The 15,936-nt window shown below is 73.7% G+C and carries 20 protein-coding genes; 12 read left to right on the top strand and 8 right to left on the bottom strand.

Translation table 11 applies throughout. The features are described 5' to 3' along the window. Positions 1-346: 346 nt before the first annotated feature. From ABWI04_RS02385 to ABWI04_RS02370, 4 genes are read left to right on the top strand one after another with little or no spacing between them, the layout of a single operon-like run. Complete coding sequence (locus ABWI04_RS02385; RefSeq protein ID WP_353831232.1) at positions 347-697, top strand: helix-turn-helix domain-containing protein; 351 nt, start codon at positions 347-349, stop codon at positions 695-697. Positions 698-737: 40 nt separating this feature from the next. Then, the gene (locus tag ABWI04_RS02380; protein WP_179842476.1) at positions 738-1,076 is read left to right on the top strand and encodes an ArsR/SmtB family transcription factor; all 339 of its coding nucleotides are present in this window, start codon (positions 738-740) and stop codon (positions 1,074-1,076) included. Continuing rightward, positions 1,073-1,549, top strand: a complete 477-nt coding sequence (locus tag ABWI04_RS02375) for an SRPBCC domain-containing protein (RefSeq protein ID WP_345172159.1) — start codon at positions 1,073-1,075, stop codon at positions 1,547-1,549. The genes ABWI04_RS02380 and ABWI04_RS02375 overlap by 4 nt, the downstream gene beginning before the upstream one ends. Beyond that, complete coding sequence (locus ABWI04_RS02370; protein WP_353831231.1) at positions 1,546-2,172, top strand: dihydrofolate reductase family protein; 627 nt, start codon at positions 1,546-1,548, stop codon at positions 2,170-2,172. Before ABWI04_RS02375 ends, ABWI04_RS02370 begins: the two co-directional genes overlap by 4 nt. Before the next feature lie 78 nt (positions 2,173-2,250). Here ABWI04_RS02370 and ABWI04_RS02365 read toward each other — a convergent pair whose 3' ends face one another. Beyond that, entirely contained in the window at positions 2,251-3,324 is a 1,074-nt protein-coding gene (locus tag ABWI04_RS02365) for an L-type lectin family protein (protein WP_345172155.1), read from the bottom strand. A gap of 305 nt (positions 3,325-3,629) precedes the next feature. Beyond that, a complete protein-coding gene (locus ABWI04_RS02360; protein ID WP_353831230.1) occupies positions 3,630-4,418 on the bottom strand; it encodes an SAM-dependent methyltransferase in 789 nt (262 codons plus the stop codon). A 112-nt stretch (positions 4,419-4,530) separates the two neighbouring features. Between ABWI04_RS02360 and ABWI04_RS02355 the strand changes: the two genes are divergently transcribed. The 4 genes from ABWI04_RS02355 to ABWI04_RS02340 all read left to right on the top strand — a co-directional run bounded on the left by ABWI04_RS02355 (position 4,531) and on the right by ABWI04_RS02340 (position 8,316). Then, on the top strand, positions 4,531-5,046 hold the full coding sequence (locus ABWI04_RS02355) for a MarR family winged helix-turn-helix transcriptional regulator (protein WP_353831229.1): 516 nt from the start codon (positions 4,531-4,533) through the stop codon (positions 5,044-5,046). Positions 5,047-5,048: 2 nt separating this feature from the next. Then, entirely contained in the window at positions 5,049-6,347 is a 1,299-nt protein-coding gene (locus tag ABWI04_RS02350; protein ID WP_353831228.1) for an MFS transporter, read from the top strand. A gap of 189 nt (positions 6,348-6,536) precedes the next feature. Continuing rightward, positions 6,537-7,019, top strand: a complete 483-nt coding sequence (locus ABWI04_RS02345; RefSeq protein WP_345172146.1) for a cation:proton antiporter regulatory subunit — start codon at positions 6,537-6,539, stop codon at positions 7,017-7,019. 7 nt (positions 7,020-7,026) lie between these two features. Then, a complete protein-coding gene (locus ABWI04_RS02340; RefSeq protein WP_353831227.1) occupies positions 7,027-8,316 on the top strand; it encodes a cation:proton antiporter in 1,290 nt (429 codons plus the stop codon). A gap of 16 nt (positions 8,317-8,332) precedes the next feature. Here the strand turns inward: ABWI04_RS02340 and ABWI04_RS02335 are convergent, their stop codons facing one another. Next, positions 8,333-9,655, bottom strand: a complete 1,323-nt coding sequence (locus ABWI04_RS02335) for a cytochrome P450 (protein ID WP_353831226.1) — start codon at positions 9,653-9,655, stop codon at positions 8,333-8,335. Between the two features lie 121 nt (positions 9,656-9,776). On the opposite strand from ABWI04_RS02335, the gene ABWI04_RS02330 reads away from it, so the two are divergent. Together ABWI04_RS02330 and ABWI04_RS02325 are read left to right on the top strand one after the other, a co-directional pair. Beyond that, positions 9,777-10,430: a TetR/AcrR family transcriptional regulator gene (locus ABWI04_RS02330; RefSeq protein WP_345172140.1), complete on the top strand. Its 654-nt coding sequence runs from the start codon at positions 9,777-9,779 to the stop codon at positions 10,428-10,430. A 95-nt stretch (positions 10,431-10,525) separates the two neighbouring features. Beyond that, positions 10,526-11,419, top strand: coding sequence for an RNA polymerase sigma-70 factor (locus tag ABWI04_RS02325; protein ID WP_353831225.1), 894 nt, complete (start codon positions 10,526-10,528; stop codon positions 11,417-11,419). Between the two features lie 30 nt (positions 11,420-11,449). Here the strand turns inward: ABWI04_RS02325 and ABWI04_RS02320 are convergent, their stop codons facing one another. Both ABWI04_RS02320 and ABWI04_RS02315 read right to left on the bottom strand, forming a co-directional pair. Then, positions 11,450-11,920 (bottom strand): CBS domain-containing protein, encoded by a 471-nt coding sequence (locus ABWI04_RS02320; protein WP_345172136.1) that lies wholly within the window; start codon positions 11,918-11,920, stop codon positions 11,450-11,452. A 37-nt stretch (positions 11,921-11,957) separates the two neighbouring features. Continuing rightward, the gene (locus tag ABWI04_RS02315; RefSeq protein ID WP_345172134.1) at positions 11,958-12,224 is read right to left on the bottom strand and encodes a histidine kinase; all 267 of its coding nucleotides are present in this window, start codon (positions 12,222-12,224) and stop codon (positions 11,958-11,960) included. 227 nt (positions 12,225-12,451) lie between these two features. On the opposite strand from ABWI04_RS02315, the gene ABWI04_RS02310 reads away from it, so the two are divergent. Both ABWI04_RS02310 and ABWI04_RS02305 read left to right on the top strand, forming a co-directional pair. Continuing rightward, the gene (locus tag ABWI04_RS02310) at positions 12,452-13,390 is read left to right on the top strand and encodes a universal stress protein (RefSeq protein ID WP_353831224.1); all 939 of its coding nucleotides are present in this window, start codon (positions 12,452-12,454) and stop codon (positions 13,388-13,390) included. A 57-nt stretch (positions 13,391-13,447) separates the two neighbouring features. Further along, the gene (locus tag ABWI04_RS02305; protein WP_345172130.1) at positions 13,448-13,822 is read left to right on the top strand and encodes a CBS domain-containing protein; all 375 of its coding nucleotides are present in this window, start codon (positions 13,448-13,450) and stop codon (positions 13,820-13,822) included. A gap of 63 nt (positions 13,823-13,885) precedes the next feature. Here ABWI04_RS02305 and ABWI04_RS02300 read toward each other — a convergent pair whose 3' ends face one another. The 3 genes from ABWI04_RS02300 to ABWI04_RS02290 all read right to left on the bottom strand — a co-directional run. Then, the gene (locus ABWI04_RS02300; RefSeq protein WP_353831223.1) at positions 13,886-14,527 is read right to left on the bottom strand and encodes a phosphoribosyltransferase; all 642 of its coding nucleotides are present in this window, start codon (positions 14,525-14,527) and stop codon (positions 13,886-13,888) included. A 115-nt stretch (positions 14,528-14,642) separates the two neighbouring features. Then, a complete protein-coding gene (locus ABWI04_RS02295) occupies positions 14,643-14,885 on the bottom strand; it encodes an acyl carrier protein (RefSeq protein WP_345172126.1) in 243 nt (80 codons plus the stop codon). Beyond that, positions 14,882-15,936: 2-oxo acid dehydrogenase subunit E2 (locus ABWI04_RS02290; RefSeq protein WP_353831222.1), on the bottom strand; the 1,055-nt coding region annotated here is incomplete at its 5' end. The genes ABWI04_RS02295 and ABWI04_RS02290, both read right to left, overlap by 4 nt.

The following is a 15,936-nucleotide window of genomic DNA, read 5'->3' as shown; positions in this document are numbered from 1 at the left end:
CACTGCGAGATCCGGGCCCTGCGCGAGGCCGCCGCCCGTGCGAGCCGGCCCCTTCCGCGGACCGTCGCCGTCATCGCCGTCGACGGTCGCCGCCGGGACGCCGCACCGCCGCGCTTCCTGCCGGAGGACGTCCTGAACGGGCTCCATCTGAAGGTGCCCTGCCTCGTGTTCCCCGACCCCGAGGGACCCGGCTGCCGTGTCGCCCTGGAGGCGATGCTGGGCGACCATCCGGCCGTCGTCGGCCCCGCGGTCGCCGTCACCCCGCGCCGCCCTCTCCCTGCGTCTGGCCCGGCGCGGTCTCGACCTGCTCCCGCCCGCCATGCTCGCCCGCGGCACTCCCGTGCACGTGAGCGAGCAGATCCCCGCGCTCCTGCTCGTCCAGAACCACGATCTGGCCCAACGCCTCGTCGACCGCAAGCTGGCGCCGTTACGCCGGCTGCGCCCGGCCCAGCACGACCGGCTGGCGAAGACGCTGCTCGCCTACTTCGAATGCGGCTTCAACGCCAGCACCACCGCCGCCCGCCTGCACACCCATCCCCAGACGGTCCGCAACCGCCTTCGCCTGCTCGAACGTCTCTTCGGCCCCGAGCTCTACGCCCCCGCCAGCGCCCTCGGCTACCTCATGGCCCTGCACGCCTGGCAACTCCTCACCGACCGGCCGGAAACCGGCGCCGGGAAGAGACCGCCGCATACTTAGCCGTTGCGCTAACCATGACGCTCGGGTAATACTTAGCTTTATGGCACAGTATTCGCCGGAGCTGGACGGCGTGTTCGTCGCCCTCGCCGACCCGACCCGGCGCGCCGTCGTCCGGCGCCTCGGGCTCGGGCCGACGAGCGTCGGCGACCTCGCCCGCGAGTTCCCCATGACCCTCCCCTCGTTCATGAAGCACGTGCGGACCCTGGAGTCGAACGGGCTCATCCGCACCCTCAAGTCCGGTCGGGTGCGCACCTGCGTGCTCAACCGCGAAAGGCTCGATCTCGTCGACGACTGGCTCGCCGAGCAACGCCGGATCTGGGAGGGGCGCACCGACCGCCTCGAACAGTTCGTCACCGACCCGAAGGAAGAAGGCCGATGAACCCCGATCTCGACCTCGGCCTGGAGCGGATCATCCGCGCTCCCCGCGCGACCGTGTGGCGCGCCTGGACCGATCCATCCCAGCTCGAACAGTGGTGGGTCCCGGCCCCGTCCCACTGCCGGGTGGACCATCTGGACACGCGGCCCGGCGGAGCGTTCGTCACGCGGCTGAGCGACGACGGGACCCACTTCGGCCCGCACATGGACGCGTGCTTTCTCGCCGTCGAGGAGCCCCACCGGATCGTGTTCACCAACGCGATCGACAGCACGTGGCGTCCCGCGCACCCCGCACCGGTCGCGATGACCGCCACGATCACGATGGACGACCATCCGGACGGCACGGCCTACCGGCTGGTCGTCCAGCACCGCGACACCGAGGCCCGCGCCCGCCACAGCGAACTCGGCTTCGCCGACGGCTGGACGACGGTCGCCGGCCAGCTGGCCGCCTTCGCGGAGAGGCTCACCGCACGATGAAGATCACCCTCACCGAGTTCGTCACGCTCGACGGAGTCAGCCAGGGCCCCGGCTCGCCGGACGAGGACACCACGGACGGTTTCACCCGCGGCGGCTGGCTCGTGCCCCACATGGACGCCACGTTCGTCCGGCGCGCCTCCGAGTGGCTCGACCTCGCCGACGGCCTGCTCCTCGGCCGGCGCACCTACGAGGCGTTCGCGCGCGACTGGCCGAAGATCACCGATCCGGCCGACCCCTTCACCGCACGGATGAACGCGCTGCCGAAATACGTGGTGTCCGACACCCTCACCGAGGGGACCTGGCACCCCACCACCGTGCTCGCGGGCGATCCGGTCCAGACGGTCGCCGGCCTCAAGGCGCGGCCCGGGCGGGAACTCCAGATCCACGGCAGTTCCCACCTGGGGGACTCGCTGCTGTCGGCGGGCCTGGTCGACGCGCTCCGCCTCGTGGTCGCGCCCGTCGTGCTGCGAAGCGGCCGGCGCCTTCTGGACGCGCAGGGCGCCCCGAACGGGCTGCGCCTCGTCCGCCACGAGGCCACCCCGGCGGGTGTGCTGCTCCTCGAATACGAGACGACCGGCCGAGCACCTCAAGGCCAGTACGAGGGAGTCGCAGCGTTCACCTAGTACGGGAGAAGGACGATCCGCGGGCCGCGGCTCGACGGGCTCCGAGTGAGTCCGTCGAGCCGCGGTCCGCCGTTCGGCTCAGTCGCGCTGGGAGCGCACCGTGACCCGGCGGATGAGCTGCACGTCGGTGAGCGGGCCCGTGGACGCGGCGAAGCCGAACTTGACGGTGTTCGGGACGGGCCTGGGGGCGGCGAACCTCAGCACCCGCTTGAAACCGGCGCCGTCCCGGAAGTCGACGTCGACCGTCGCCACCGGATTCGGTCCGGGCGACACCGACACGCGGACGACTCGCTTCACCGGTTCGAGCAGCTTTTCGGCTCGGCTCGGCGTGACGCCGGCGGGCATCGTCTTCAGGTCGCCGTGGAGCCGCCCCGGAAGCGACGATCGCCACGGGCCCCTGGTCGTCTTGTTCTTGGTGGTCGCGGCGAGCAGGCAGTATCCGGTGGAGCCGTTCCCGGGGCCCCGCGCGGTCACGACGTTGGGACCGGGAGCGGGCGGACGGAACACCGTCCCGGCCGGGGAACGCCGCTCGCAGCCGTTCCCGCGCCCTTCACCGTCGCCGAAGTAGTCCCCGAGCACGTCGAGCCCGATGCCGAGGTACCCGCCGTCGACTCCGGGGACGAACTGCTCGCCGGCCCTGCCGCCCGGGAGTTTCTGGGCGTAACCGAGGCTCCCTCCGAACGCCCCGGGCGTGTTGAGGCCCCGGGCGCCGTCGGTCATGAAGAACGAGATCCCGTCGGCCGGAGCCCGTGTGGTGTTGCCGTACTGCCATTGTTCGAAGGTGACCTCCAGGCCGCCGCGCGTGGGAACGGGCGAGTCGAACAGCGCGGCGCCGGTCTGCTCGAAATGGGCGTCGGTGAGTTGCAGATATCCGCGCGTCGCCGCGTCGCCCGGCGGCACCGGACCGACCGGGTCCCGGCGGCAGCCGCTCAGCGGGTGGTTCGTGGCCTCGGCCGCCGGGTTCCCCCGCGGCGCGCCCGTCAGGCAGGCCGACCCGTACCCGACGAAGCGCGAGTCCGCGGTGGCTCCGGTGAACGATTCGCGGACCAGCACGGATCCCGGACGGTGGTCCGCCGCCGACGCGTGCCCGAATGACGCGACGGCCGCGACGACACCGACCGCCGCCGTGATGCAAGCTCCCCGATGCCTCATGCCGTTGACTCCTCACGCAGGTCCGAAACGATCTCTCTTCCGCGTTCATCTGAACACACGATCACGTCGAGACCCCCGCATTGCCGGTTTCGCGGCAAGACACGAAGTCATTCTTTACCGCAATGCATGGCATCCCACGAGACGGCCGAGACTTCGCCATGAAAAGCAGAAAACAAACGTTTTACGGAAACCGGAAGTCGGCCATTCCGCGTCCCTCATCGCGGAGCGGCACAGCGAGGGCGTGCCCGCCACCGGTACGAGGGAGACGGGTCCGTCCGGGGTGCGTTGAAGGGGCGAGACGGGTGTCAGGGCTTGCGGGCCAATCCGCCTGAGCAGGACACCTCGGGGACATCTTCCTGGCCGGGGTCGGGCCGCCATCGCGTCACCGGCACGACACCGGGTTCCAGCAGCTCCAGGCCGTCGAAGTAGCCGGCGATCTGCTCCTGCGTGCGTGGAATGTAGGGGACGGCGCCGCTCGCGGAGTTGTAGGTGCGGATGGCCGCGGCGTAGGCGGGGTCGCTGTCGGTGCCGTCGTAGACGGCCAGGTAGCTGCCGGACGGCAGCGCCGCCATGAGCCGGTCGACGATCGAACGGGCCTGGTCGTAGTCGCCAACCAGCCCGAGGATGCCCATGAGCATGAGCGCAACGGGCTCGTCGTAGTCGAGGGTGCGGGCGGCTTCGGCGAGGATCGCCTCGGGCTCGCGGACGTCGGCCTCGACGTAGTCGGTGGCGCCTTCGGGCGTGCTGGTCAGCAGCTTCCGGGCGTGCGTCAGCACCAGCGGGTCGTTGTCGACGTAGACGATCCGGGAGGCCGGGGCGAGCCGCTGGGCGATCTCGTGGGTGTTGTCCATGGTGGGCAGCCCGGTCCCGATGTCCAGGAACTGGCGGACGCCCGCCTCCCCCGCCAGGTGGCGCACCACCCGCTGCAGCATCCGCCGGGACTGCCGCGCCATGGCGACCATCCCGGGGAAGACCGCGAAGATCCCTTCTCCGGCCTGCCGATCGACGGGGTAGTTGTCGGTACCGCCCAGCAGGAAGTTCCAGATCCGGGCCGAATGCGGCACGGTCGTGTCGATCTCGGGTCGTGAGCTCACCGCTGACGGCCTCCCCGTTTTCGGATCCCTTGCAGGCTCTTCTACCCACCACGGCCCCGCTGAGCGTGGTCCGGAGGGGACAGGCATGCAACAGCGCTGTTATATTAGCGCTGTGACATCCTCGGACCCGACCGCGACGCCGGGGCGGTGGCATGCGCTGCACACCCTGCTGGCCGGCCTGGACGCCCAGATCGAATCCCTGTACACCGACCGAGGCATCCGGGGAGTCCGCCCCCGCTTCGCCTACCCCCTCATCCGTCTCGCGCATACCGGCCCGCTGACGATCCGCGAACTGGCCGCCTCGCTCGACCGCTCCCACTCGGCGATGAGCCAGACGATCGCGGCCATGCGCCGCGAGGGGCTGGTCGACTCCGAGCCGGGCGCCGACGCCCGCACGCGCCGCGTCTCCCTGACCGACCGGGGCCGCGCCCTCGTCCCGTTCCTGGAGGCCGAGTGGCGCGCGACCGAGGCGGCGGTCGCCGAACTCGACGACGAGGTGCCGCATCGGCTCAGCGCCGTCGTCACCGAGCTGGAGCGCGCTCTGGCACGGCGGCCGATGAAGGACAGGATCCTCTCCCACCTCGGCGCCGTGCCTCCCGATCCGGCGCCCGCCCCGGCCGAGCCGTAGCCATGGCCCTGAGCGAACGGCTCATCGACGTCCGTCCGCTGCGCGGGAGCCGGGCGTTCCGCGACCTGTGGGTCGGGTCGTCGCTCGCCTCGATAGGCCGTCAGATCGCCGTCGTCGCCGTCCTGCAGCAGGTCTGGGAACTGACCCGCAGCCCCCTGTGGACCGGGGCCATCGGCCTGGCCACGGGTGTGCCCATGCTCGTGCTCGGCCTGGTCGGCGGATCGCTGGCCGACGCCGTCGACCGCAGGAGCCTTGTCCGCGCGGCCACCGGCGGCCAGGCGCTGGCGTCCCTCGGCCTGCTGGCGCAGGCCGCCGCCGGGAACCGGTCGGTGACGCTGCTGCTGGCCCTGGTCGCCGTCGAGACCGGCTGCGCGGCGCTCGGGGCGCCGGCCCGGCGTACGTTCCCCGTCCGGCTGCTGCCCTCCGACCAGGTCGCCGCCGGGCTCGCCCTGCAGAGCGTCGCGTTCCAGGCGTCCATGCTGGTCGGGCCGGCCGTCGCCGGGCTCGTGCTCGCGCAGTGGCGCTACCCCGCCGCGTACGCGGTCCAGGCCCTGGCCACCGCCGCGTCGCTGGTCGCCGTGATCCGGCTGCCCGCGATGCCCGTCCGGCGCGCCGAGGATGAGCGGCCGCCAGGAGGGGAACGCCGCGGGCCGCTCCCGGGAGGCTGGCGGCTCGTCCTGCGGCACCCGATCCTGTGGGGGTCCTTCGGCGTCGACCTCGCCGCCACCGTCCTGGCCATGCCCGTCGCGCTCTTCCCCATGGTCAACGAGCTCCGGTTCGGCGGCGATCCCCGGACGCTGGGGCTGTTCCTGTCCGCGATCGCGGTCGGCGGGCTCGGCGCCGGCCTGTTCTCGGGGACGGTCACCCGCCTCCGCCGCGGCGCCCTCGCCCAGCTCGTCGCGGCCTCGGTCTGGGGGCTGGCCCTCGCCGGTTTCGGTCTGGCGGGGCCTCTCTGGCTCGCGCTGTCCTGCCTGGCGGCGGCCGGCGCGGCCGACACCGTGGCCGTGATCACCCGCGGCGCCCTGGTCCAGGTCGAGACCCCCGACCACTTCCGGGGCCGGGTCTCCTCGGTCGAGCACGTCATCGGCGTCGCCGGCCCCGAGCTCGGCAACTTCCGCGGTGGGCTGCTCGCGTCCGCCACCTCCGCGCCCCTGGCCCTCCTGGTCGGCGGCCTGGCGGCGGCGGCCGCGGTCGTCTCCCTCGGCCTCCTCAATCCGGCTCTGCGACGGCACCGGGCAGCGCCCGGGCACCCCGACCCGGACCGTGCTCCGCGGCAGGAGTCTCCCGCGACCAGCGGATGACCCTGCCCGCCGGGCACCGTGGGCTGCGCTTCCATGGACGGGTTTCGCCTAGGGTCGTGTTCCGGTCGGTTCTGGAACCATGTCCGAAACCCCACGGGCGGCGTTCAGGGACGGCCGGGGCCGGCGCACGGGCGCGCCGGGGCATCCTCCGTGCGGCCACGGAGATCACGGAGAAGGCGGGAGAGGGTCATGGACGTCGAGCGGACATCGCTGCCGGGCATCGGGTTGCGGCACGTCTTCACCACCGGGCGGGGGCGCCAGATCGGGGTGGTGTCGCACCGCACGGGCCGCCGCGATCTGGTGATCTACGACAAGGACGATCCCGATACCTGCGTCGTGTCGGTGGCGCTGGCGGCCGAGGAGGCCAACGCCCTCGCCGAGCTGCTGGGCACCGGCCGGGTGGTGGAACGGCTGGCCGAGCTCAACCGGCAGGTCGAGGGGCTGGTGACCGAGCAGATCCTGCTGACGGCCGCCTCGCCGTTCGCGGGGCGCCGGCTGGGCGACACCCGGGCCCGCACCCGCTCCGGCGCCTCGATCGTCGCGGTGGTGCGCGACGGCGAGGTCATCGCCAGCCCGCGCCCGGACTTCGAGTTCCGCGCCGAGGACGTCGTGGTGGTGGTCGGCACCGACGAGGGGACGGCCGCCGTCGCGGCCATCCTGCACGGCGGGTGAGAGGACCGTGCATGCCGCGACACAACTGATCGAACTCGGAGCGATCGTCCTGGCGCTGGGGCTGCTGGGCGCGATGGCGGTCCGCTTCTCCATCTCACCGATCCCGCTGTACCTGGTGGCCGGGCTGGCCTTCGGCTCGGGCGGCATCCTGCCCCTCGGCGCCAGCGAGGAGTTCGTCTCGCTCGGCGCCGAGGTGGGGGTCATCCTGCTCCTGTTCACCCTCGGGCTGGAGTACACCGCGGGCGAGCTCGTCGGCACCCTGCGCACCTCGGCTCCGGCAGGACTGGCCGACCTCGTGCTCAACGCCGCTCCCGGGGTGGCGGTGGCGCTGATCCTCGGCTGGGGGCCGGTGGCCGCGGTGGCGCTCGGCGGCATCACCTACGTCACCTCGTCCGGGATCACCGCGAAGGTCATGGGCGACCTCGGCTGGCTGGGCAACCGGGAGACCCCGGCGGTGCTGTCGATCCTGGTGTTCGAGGACCTGGCGATGGCCGCCTACCTGCCGATCCTCACCGCGCTGCTGGCCGGGGCCTCCCTGGTCGCCGGGGCGACCACGCTCGGCATCGCCGCCGCCACCATCACCCTGATCCTGTTCGTCGCGCTGCGGCACGGCCGGCTGGTGGAGCGGTTCGTGGCCAGCCCCACCGACGAGGTGCTGCTGCTGAAGGTGCTGGGCCTGACCCTGCTGGTCGCCGGCGTGGCCCAGCAGTTGCAGGTGTCGGCGGCGGTCGGCGCGTTCCTGGTCGGCATCGCCCTGTCGGGCCCGCTGGCCCACACCGCGCGCGAGCTGCTGGCGCCGCTGCGGGACCTGTTCGCCGCGGTGTTCTTCGTGTTCTTCGGCCTGCACACCGATCCCGGCCAGCTGCCGCCCGTGCTGGGCGTGGCCGCGCTGCTCGCCGTCGCCGGGATCGCCACCAAGCTCGCCTCGGGCTGGCTGACCGCCCGCCGCGCGGGGGTGGCCGCCCGCGGGCGGCTGCGGGCCGGAGCGGCACTGGTCCCGCGCGGGGAGTTCAACATCGTCATCGCCGGGCTGGCGGTGTCCGCCGGCATCAACCCCCGGCTGGGGCCGCTGGCCGCCGCCTACGTGCTGATGCTGGCCATCGCCGGGCCGCTGATCGCCCGCGGCGTCGAACCCTTCATCCGCTGGCGCAACATCCGGCCGTCCCGCACCCGGCCGGACGGGGCACGCCGGAGGCAGGACGTCCCCCAGCCCGCCGACGGGGCCGCCGCCGACCGGGAGGCGGGGCGGGACGAGGCGGAGCCTTCGGGCCGGCCGCCGCTGTCCGGCCAGCAGTGAACCGCGCCCCTGCCGCTCAGCGCCGGGCCGGCGGAGGTGTGAAGGTGCAGGGAAGGCGCTTGTAGCCGTTGATGAAGCCGGACTTGAGCCGGTCGGGCTCCCCCGCGGCGATGTCGGGCAGGCGGGTGAACAGCTCGCGGAACATCACGGTGATCTCTCGCCGTGCCAGGTTGGCGCCCAGGCAGAAGTGCGGCCCGGGGCCGCCGAACCCGACGTGCGGGTTCGGCGAGCGCGTGATGTCGAACCGGTCGGGGTCGGCGAAGACCGCCTCGTCGCGGTTGGCGGACCAGTAGAACAGCGTCACGCGGTCGCCCTTGCGGAAGGTGTGGCCGTTCATCTCGTGGTCGCGGGTGAGGTTGCGCCGCATGAAGATGACCGGGCTGCTGAAGCGCACGATCTCCTCGACGGCCCCGGCGATGCGTCCGTCGAAGTCGGCCAGCAGCAGCTCGCGCTGGTCGGGGTGCTCGGTGAACAGCTTCAGGCCGTGCGCGATCGCGTTGCGGGTGGTCTCGTTCCCGGCCACCACCAGCAGCAGGAAGAACGTGGCGAACTCGCGCGGGGTCAGCCGTTCGCCGTCGACGTTGGCGTTCACCAGCGCCGAGGTCAGGTCGCCGGTGGGGGACGCTCTGCGCTCGCGTCCGAGCCGGGCCGCCAGCCGGTGCAGCCGCCACCCCGCGGACGCCACCGTGCCCAGCATGCGCAGCGTGCCGAGCCGGCCCGGTTTCGGGGCGCCGTCCCGGTACTCGAGGGTGGCGCCCACGTACTCGGGGTCGCTGTAGCCGACGATGATGTTGGTCAGTTCCACCACCCGCCGGTGGTGGCGGGCGGGGATGCCGAGCATGTCGCAGATGACCTCGACCGGCAGCCGCGCCGCCGCCCCGGACACGAAGTCGCCGCCGCCGGCCTCGACCAGCTCGTCCACGATCCGGGCGGCGCGCCGGGCGATGTCGTCCTCGGCCCTGGCCAGCATCCTGGGGCTGAACGCCCGGGAGACGATCCGGCGGATCTTGGCGTGCCGCGGGTCGTCCATGTCGATCATCGAGTTGAAGTAGCCGTCCATCCAGCGCGGCATGTCGGCCGGACTGGTGGCGCTGGGCTCGCTGCTGAAGATCTCCGGGTGGCGGCTGGCCTCCGTCACGTCGGCGTGGTGGACCAGCGCCCAGGATCCCGGGCTCTGCCGGAGGAAGGGGAGCTTGGGCAGGGTGAAGAACACCGGGCCCGGCTGGGCGCGCAGCAGCGCGAACGCCCGCGCCCGCTCCTCCAGCGGACGGGCCCAGAACCGCAGGTCGCTCAGGTCGATGTCCGCCAGGGTCAGCTGCGGGGGGATCTCCGTGGCCACCGGGCCTCACGCTCCCGTCTCGTCGCGACCGAGTTTCTGGTGATGCGACACACCAGAAATATCTGGTGAGTACCGTCTCCAGATTTGCGGAGGAAGTCAAGGGATGCGGCACAATCGGGCTGTGACGTCCCAGCCGCCCCGCGCGCGCCCCTACGGCGGCGTGCCCGCCGACGAGCGCCGGGCCCGCCGCCGGGCCGCGCTGCTGGCGGCCGGGCTGGAGCTGCTGGGCACCCAGGGGTGGGCCGCCACGACCGTGCGGAAGGTGTGCGCCGAGGCCGGGCTCAACGACCGCTACTTCTACGAGAGCTTCCCGGACCGCGACGCCCTCCTCCTGGCGATCGTCGACGACCAGGTCGCCCGGGGCACCGACGTGATCCTGTCCGCCGCCCGCCGGGCGCCCCGGCATCCGCAGGCCCGCACCCGTGCCGTGGTCACCGCCGTGTTCGACTTCCTGACCACCGACCCGCGCCGGGCCCACATCCTCACCCACGCCTTCCCCTCCTCCCCCCTGCTCCAGCGCCGGCGCATCGAGATCATCCGGACCATGGCCGTGATCTTCGCCGCGCAGACCCACGAGACCCTCGACCAGGTCCCGCTTCCGGACGTCGACGTGGAACTGACCGGCCTGACCCTCACCGCGGGGCTCTGGGAGCTGTTCACCACCTGGTTCCGCGGAGACCTGGACGTCGACCGCGACCACCTGATCGACTACACCGTCGCGCTGACGCTGAGCACCGCCGAACTGGCCACACCCCTCCACCACCGCCTCCACTGACCGACGCGCGGATGTGACGGAGCACACGCGCGCCGGTGTTACGGACGGGCCGCCCGCGGTGTCCTGTGGGCGACCCGTGCAGGAAGGATGATTCCGTGAGCGACCGCGCCGCCGACCCGGCGACCGAGGACTTCGTCACCCACCGCAACCTCCTCTTCACCGTCGCCTACGAGATGCTCGGTTCCGCCGCCGACGCCGAGGACGTCCTCCAGGAGACCTGGCTGCGGTGGGTCAAGGTCGACCTGGCGCAGGTGCGCGACCGGCGCGCCTACCTGGTCCGGATCACCACCCGGCAGGCGCTCAACCGGTTGCGGACGCTGACGCGGCGCAGGGAGGCCTACGTCGGGCCCTGGCTGCCCGAGCCGCTGCTCACCTCGCCGGACGTGGCGGAGGACGTCGAGCTCGCCGAGAGCATGTCGATGGCGCTGATGCTCGTCCTGGAGACGCTGGCGCCCACCGAACGCGCCGTCTTCGTTCTGCGGGAGGTCTTCGACGTCGGCTACGAGGAGATCGCGGCCGCGGTCGGCAAGAGCACCGCCGCCGTCCGCCAGATCGCCCACCGCGCCCGCCGGCACGTCGACGCCCGCCGCCCCCGCGAGGCGGTCTCGCAGGCCGAGACCCGGGCCGTGCTGGACTCGTTCCGGCGCGCTCTCGACACCGGCGACCTCCAGGGGCTGCTCGACGTGCTCGCCCCCGACGTCGTGATGGTGGGCGACGGCGGCGGGCTCAAGCAGGCGGCGCTCCGGCCGGTCACCGGCGCCGAGAAGGTGGCCCGCTACATCGTCGGCGGCACCGGCAGGGTGAAGAGCACGGTCACCGTCGAGCAGACCGTGGTCAACGGCAACCCCGCGCTCGTCATGCGGCTGGACGGCGAGCTCGACGGCGTCCTGGCGGTCCGCGTCGAGGGTGCCCGCATCACCGGTCTCTACTACGTCCGCAATCCCGAGAAGCTGACCCGCGTGGAGGCCGAGACCCCGCTCACGCGATGACCCCGGGGAGGCGCCGGCGGGGCCTCCGGCTCAGCTCGGCGGCCGCTCGGGCAGGAGCCGGTCGAGGAGGTGGGCGACGGTGATGACGCCGATCATCGGCGCGTCGGTGCGGTCGGCCTCGCCGCTCACCGCGACGACGGGGCTGCGGTCGGCCGCCATGACGCTGGCGATCTCCATGACGGTGGCGTCGGCGTCGACGACGGGCAGCGCCTTGCGCTCCTCGCCGAGCAGATCGGCGACGCTCTTCTCGCCGAGCCGGGCGCACAGCATGTCGGCGTGCCGCTCGTCGTAGACCCGGGCCAGGGCGGGGTCGTCGCGGACGTGCGGGGGGATGATGGACCGCAGCAGCTGGGAGGCGGGGATCACCGCGACGGGCCGGCGGCCGGGGTCGACCACGATCAGCCCGGCGAGCCGGTGCTCGGCCACCAGCCGCGCCGCGTCCAGCGCACCGCTGTCCGGCGTGACGATCGGGTATTCGACGGCGAGGTCTCGTGCGCGCACCGCTCCAACGTAACCGACCGCCGGGCGGGGCGCGGGTTCAGCGGTCGGCGGCGTCCCGGTCCCGGGCGGCGGCGTGGAGGTCGAAGACGACGCGGCGCAGGTCGTCGATGGTGTCGTCCAGTCCGGTCAGGGCCGCCCGGACGCGCCGGGTGGCGTGGGGGTCCTGGATGCGGGCCAGGGCGGCGTGCAGTTCCAGGCCGATGCCGAACAGGCGACGGGTGATCTCGTCGGCCAGGTCGCGGGCGAGGCGCTGCGCGTCACTCGATTCGTGGTCGCGCCTGAGCGCGGGCGATGGATGGGTCATCCCTCCGCCCTCTGCACGGGGAACAAACGGTACAAACAAGGTCATTCCCCGGAGCGCACGCCGAGCCACGCCCGCGAGGTAGGGATTTGCGGGCGCTTTGTCGATTCTGTCCGCATTCCTGCCCCGGTCCCAGGGCCGAAGGTCCCTCGAACCGGGGACAGCGGCCCCTGCCTGCGCCTTTCCGCCCGGGGGAAGGCTGGACACACCGACAGGGGGAGGGATCGGCCATGAACGATCACGAGAGGACGGGCGCCGTCCTGGTCGGGTACGACGGGTCGCCCGCCGCCGACCAGGCGCTGCGGTGGGGGGTGCGGGAGGCGCGGTTCCGCCGCCTGCCCCTCACGGTCTGCCATGCCTGGCACTGGCCCTATCCGCTGCGCCAGCCGGACAACGACACGCTGGAGGTCCTGCGCGGCGCGGGCGCGATCGTGGCGGACGACGGCGTGCGCAAGGCCCACGCCCTCGCCGAGGGCCTGGACGTCCGCTGGCGCCTGGAGCGGGGATGGGCCTCCGCCGTCCTGCTGGAGGCGTCGCGCGACGCCTCCCTCGTCGTGCTCGGCTCGCGGGGGCACGGCGGGTTCGAGGGCCTGTCGGTCGGCTCCACCGCGGTCCAGGTGGCGTCCCATGCCGACCGCCCGGTCGTCGTCGTCGGGCCGGACCTTCCGTCCGCCCCCCGGGGCCGTGAGCGGCTGGTGGTGGGCGTGGACGGCTCGACGGGCGGCGAGTCGGCCATCGGCTTCGCCTTCGAGGAGGCCGCGCTGCGCGACGCCTCGGTGACGGCGGTGTGCAGCTGGTGGGACCCGGCCGCGTTCCGCGGGCCGGACCGCGTCCCCTTCAGCGACCCCCAACTGATCAGGCGCGAGGCGATGGCGCGGTTCGAGGAGGACCTCGCGCTCTGGCGGAGCCGGTTCCCGCAGGTGCCGCTGGAGAGCGAGTTCGTGGTCGACACTCCGCGGCAGGCCCTGATCGGCGCCGCCCGCGGCGCGGCGCTGCTGGTCCTGGGCGCGCGCGGGATCGGCTCGGGGCCCCAGACGCTCCTGGGTCCGGTGACCCAGGCCGCGCTGCAGGAGGCGCTCTGCCCGGTGGCGGTGGTGCCCGCCCGGGGAACCGGGCGGCGCGGAACCGAGGCGGCCGCGGGGGCCTCGGCGCGCGGCGGGACAGGCTGAGGAGCGCGCGGGCGTCCGCCCGGACGCCTGGAGCCACCGATCCAACGGGGAGGGAACATGCTGGTCAGCAACGTTTACCGGCCGACGGTCTTCGCCTGCCGGGCCGACGAGCCGCTCGCCGACGTCGCGCGGCGGATGATCGAGAGGAAGGTCGGCGCGCTGGCGGTGCTCGACGGGGAGCGGGTCGCCGGGATCATCACCGAGCGCGACCTGGCCGGGGCCCTCGCCTCGTCGGCCGACCCGGCGTCCGAGGAGGCGGCGGGGTACGCCTCGGCGCACGTCGAGACCGCCGCCCTGGACGAGGACGCGCGGGACGTCGCGCGCCGGATGCTGGAGGCGGGCATCCGCCACCTGCCGGTGGACGATCACGGTCGGCTGGTGGGGATGGTCTCGATGCGCGACCTGCTCGCGCTGGAGACCTGGGCGGCCTGAGACCCGTGGGGCCCGCCGGGCGGGCGACCGTCGGGCGGGCCGCGCGATGAGACCGGGGCGGGCTCACGCGGTGCGCTCGGACGCCCGTTCGAGCAGCCGGCCGACCTCGATCTCGGAGACCGGCGGGAAGTCCAGGTAGAAGTCGCTCGCGGTGACGAAGAACGTCGGCGAGAGCGGGCACACCACCTCCTCGGCGACGGTCCACAGATGGTCGACGGTGGCGGGCGACGCCGTGGGCACGGCGAAGACGACCCGCCCGGCCCCCCGCGCCCGGGCGTCGCGGCACGCGGCCTCGGCGACGAGGCGGCAGGCCGCGCCGTCGTCGACCACGATGGCGTCCCGCCCGGCCAGCGGGAGGCTCGGGCGCCGCCCGCGCAGCCGGAGCCCGAGGGCCCGCGCCTCGACGCGGGCGTCCCGCTCCAGTTCCCCCAGATGCGCCTCCCCGGCCCCCGCCCGCCGGGCGGCCTCCTCGTCCAGGACGCGCGCCGGCCCCTCCGCGACCGCGCCCACCAGGACGCGGGGCGGCCCCGGGACGACGAGCTCGCGCACGACGAGCACGTCGAGCGCGCACCCGAGCCGCGCGGCGGTCTCGGCCGCCACCGGGACGCCGCCCCCGTGCAGGCCGAGGATCCGGACGTCCCCACCCGTGTACCGCCTCAGGTTGGCGACGAGTTGCCGTCCCGCGTCCTGCCGATCGGAGTACATCGCCCCACCTCGCTCACTGGCCTTCCCTCCACCAGGATCCGGAGAGGGCGTACGGCGTTCCAGTGCGCATCGGCCCTCCCGCGGACCGACCTTCGTCCCCGCCTCCCCCGCGTGATCAGGTTCGGCGGGCGAGATAGGCGACGCAGCCGTCCAGGGTGGCCAGCTCCGCGTAGTCGTCCTCGTCGATGCGCAAGCCCGAGCCGTCGCTCAGCCCCTCGACGAAGCCGAGGAAGTCGAGCGAGTCGAGGCCGAGGTCCTCGCGCAGGTCGGCGTCCCCGCCGACCGTCGCGGCGTCGACGTCGGGCGCCGCCTTCTCCAGCGAGCGGGCGGCCAGATCGCGTGCCTCTCGGGGTGTCATAGCTCCTCCGGGCTCTGCAGCAGCCGGTCCACGGCCTCCAGCAGGCGCGCGCCGGTGTGGCCGTCGGTGGCCCGGTGGTCGGCGGCCAGGGTCGCGGTGACCACCGGGCGGACGCCCAGCAGCCCGTCCACCGCCCACGGCCGCCGGACGATCCCGCCGAAGCCGAGCAGGGCCACCTGCGGCGGGAAGACGACGCCGGTCACCGACTCCACGCCCCGGTCGCCCAGATCGGTGACGGTGATCGTGGCGTCGCCCAGCTCGGAGCCGCGCAGCCGGCCCGTCCGGGCGCGGACGAGCATCTCCTTCAGGGCGGCCATCAGGTCGTCCAGGGACAGCTCGTCGGCGTCGCGCAGGGTGGGGGTCACCAGTCCGCCGCCGCGCAGCGCCGTGACGATCCCGACGTGGACGCCGTCTCCCTGGACGAACGCCCCGTCGAGCCAGTGCCCGTTGAGCTCGGGCACCTCGCGGGCCGCGAGCGCGCTCGCCCTGAGCAGCAGCGCGGCCGGGAGGAGGCGCCCCGCCACCGGGAGCTCGCGGTTGCGCGCCCGGAGCCAGGCCGTCGCGGCGTCCATGTCGATGGTGGTGCCGAGGTAGTAGTGCGGGATCTCGCGCTTGCTGCGGGCCATCAGCTCGCCGATCGCCCGCCGCATCGCGGCCTGCTTGTCCGCCGCCGCGCGCCGGGGGGCCGCCGCCCTCCGGCGCGGCTCGGCGGGCGCCCGCGGTTTCCGGGCGGCGGCGCGGACGTCGTCGGCCCGGACGGCGCCGCGGGCCCCGGAGCCGCGCACCCGGCCCAGGTCGACCCCGAGTTCGCCGGCGAGCCGGCGGGCCAGGGGCGAGACCCTCGGACGGGACGCCGGGCGGGTGGCCCTCTCCACGTCCGCGCGGACGATCCTGCCGTCGTGGCCCGTGCCGTGCACCGAGTCCAGGTCGACGCCCCGCTCCTCGGCCAGCCGCCGGACGAGCGGTGTCGCCGCAGAAGTGCTACGCGGCGCGAAGTAGTAGACGTCGGTCTCGGACACGTCCACGGGCAGGCCGCCCGCGCCGGACGTGG

This window comes from Actinomadura sp. NPDC000929 (assembly GCF_040492065.1).
Lineage (GTDB): Bacteria > Actinomycetota > Actinomycetes > Streptosporangiales > Streptosporangiaceae > Spirillospora > Spirillospora verrucosospora.
This window is presented reverse-complemented; position numbering and strand designations above follow the sequence as displayed.

Excerpts from the sequence above, each read along its gene's own strand:
- ABWI04_RS02380 (WP_179842476.1), top strand. The coding sequence starts at position 738 with ATGGCACAGTATTCGCCGGAGCTGGACGGCGTGTTCGTCGCCCTCGCC.
- ABWI04_RS02375 (WP_345172159.1), top strand. The coding sequence starts at position 1,073 with ATGAACCCCGATCTCGACCTCGGCCTGGAGCGGATCATCCGCGCTCCC.
- ABWI04_RS02370 (WP_353831231.1), top strand. The coding sequence starts at position 1,546 with ATGAAGATCACCCTCACCGAGTTCGTCACGCTCGACGGAGTCAGCCAG.
- ABWI04_RS02365 (WP_345172155.1), bottom strand. The coding sequence starts at position 3,324 with ATGAGGCATCGGGGAGCTTGCATCACGGCGGCGGTCGGTGTCGTCGCG.
- ABWI04_RS02350 (WP_353831228.1), top strand. The coding sequence starts at position 5,049 with ATGGCCCTGAGCGAACGGCTCATCGACGTCCGTCCGCTGCGCGGGAGC.
- ABWI04_RS02345 (WP_345172146.1), top strand. The coding sequence starts at position 6,537 with ATGGACGTCGAGCGGACATCGCTGCCGGGCATCGGGTTGCGGCACGTC.
- ABWI04_RS02315 (WP_345172134.1), bottom strand. The coding sequence starts at position 12,224 with ATGACCCATCCATCGCCCGCGCTCAGGCGCGACCACGAATCGAGTGAC.
- ABWI04_RS02310 (WP_353831224.1), top strand. The coding sequence starts at position 12,452 with ATGAACGATCACGAGAGGACGGGCGCCGTCCTGGTCGGGTACGACGGG.
- ABWI04_RS02305 (WP_345172130.1), top strand. The coding sequence starts at position 13,448 with ATGCTGGTCAGCAACGTTTACCGGCCGACGGTCTTCGCCTGCCGGGCC.
- ABWI04_RS02300 (WP_353831223.1), bottom strand. The coding sequence starts at position 14,527 with ATGTACTCCGATCGGCAGGACGCGGGACGGCAACTCGTCGCCAACCTG.
- ABWI04_RS02295 (WP_345172126.1), bottom strand. The coding sequence starts at position 14,885 with ATGACACCCCGAGAGGCACGCGATCTGGCCGCCCGCTCGCTGGAGAAG.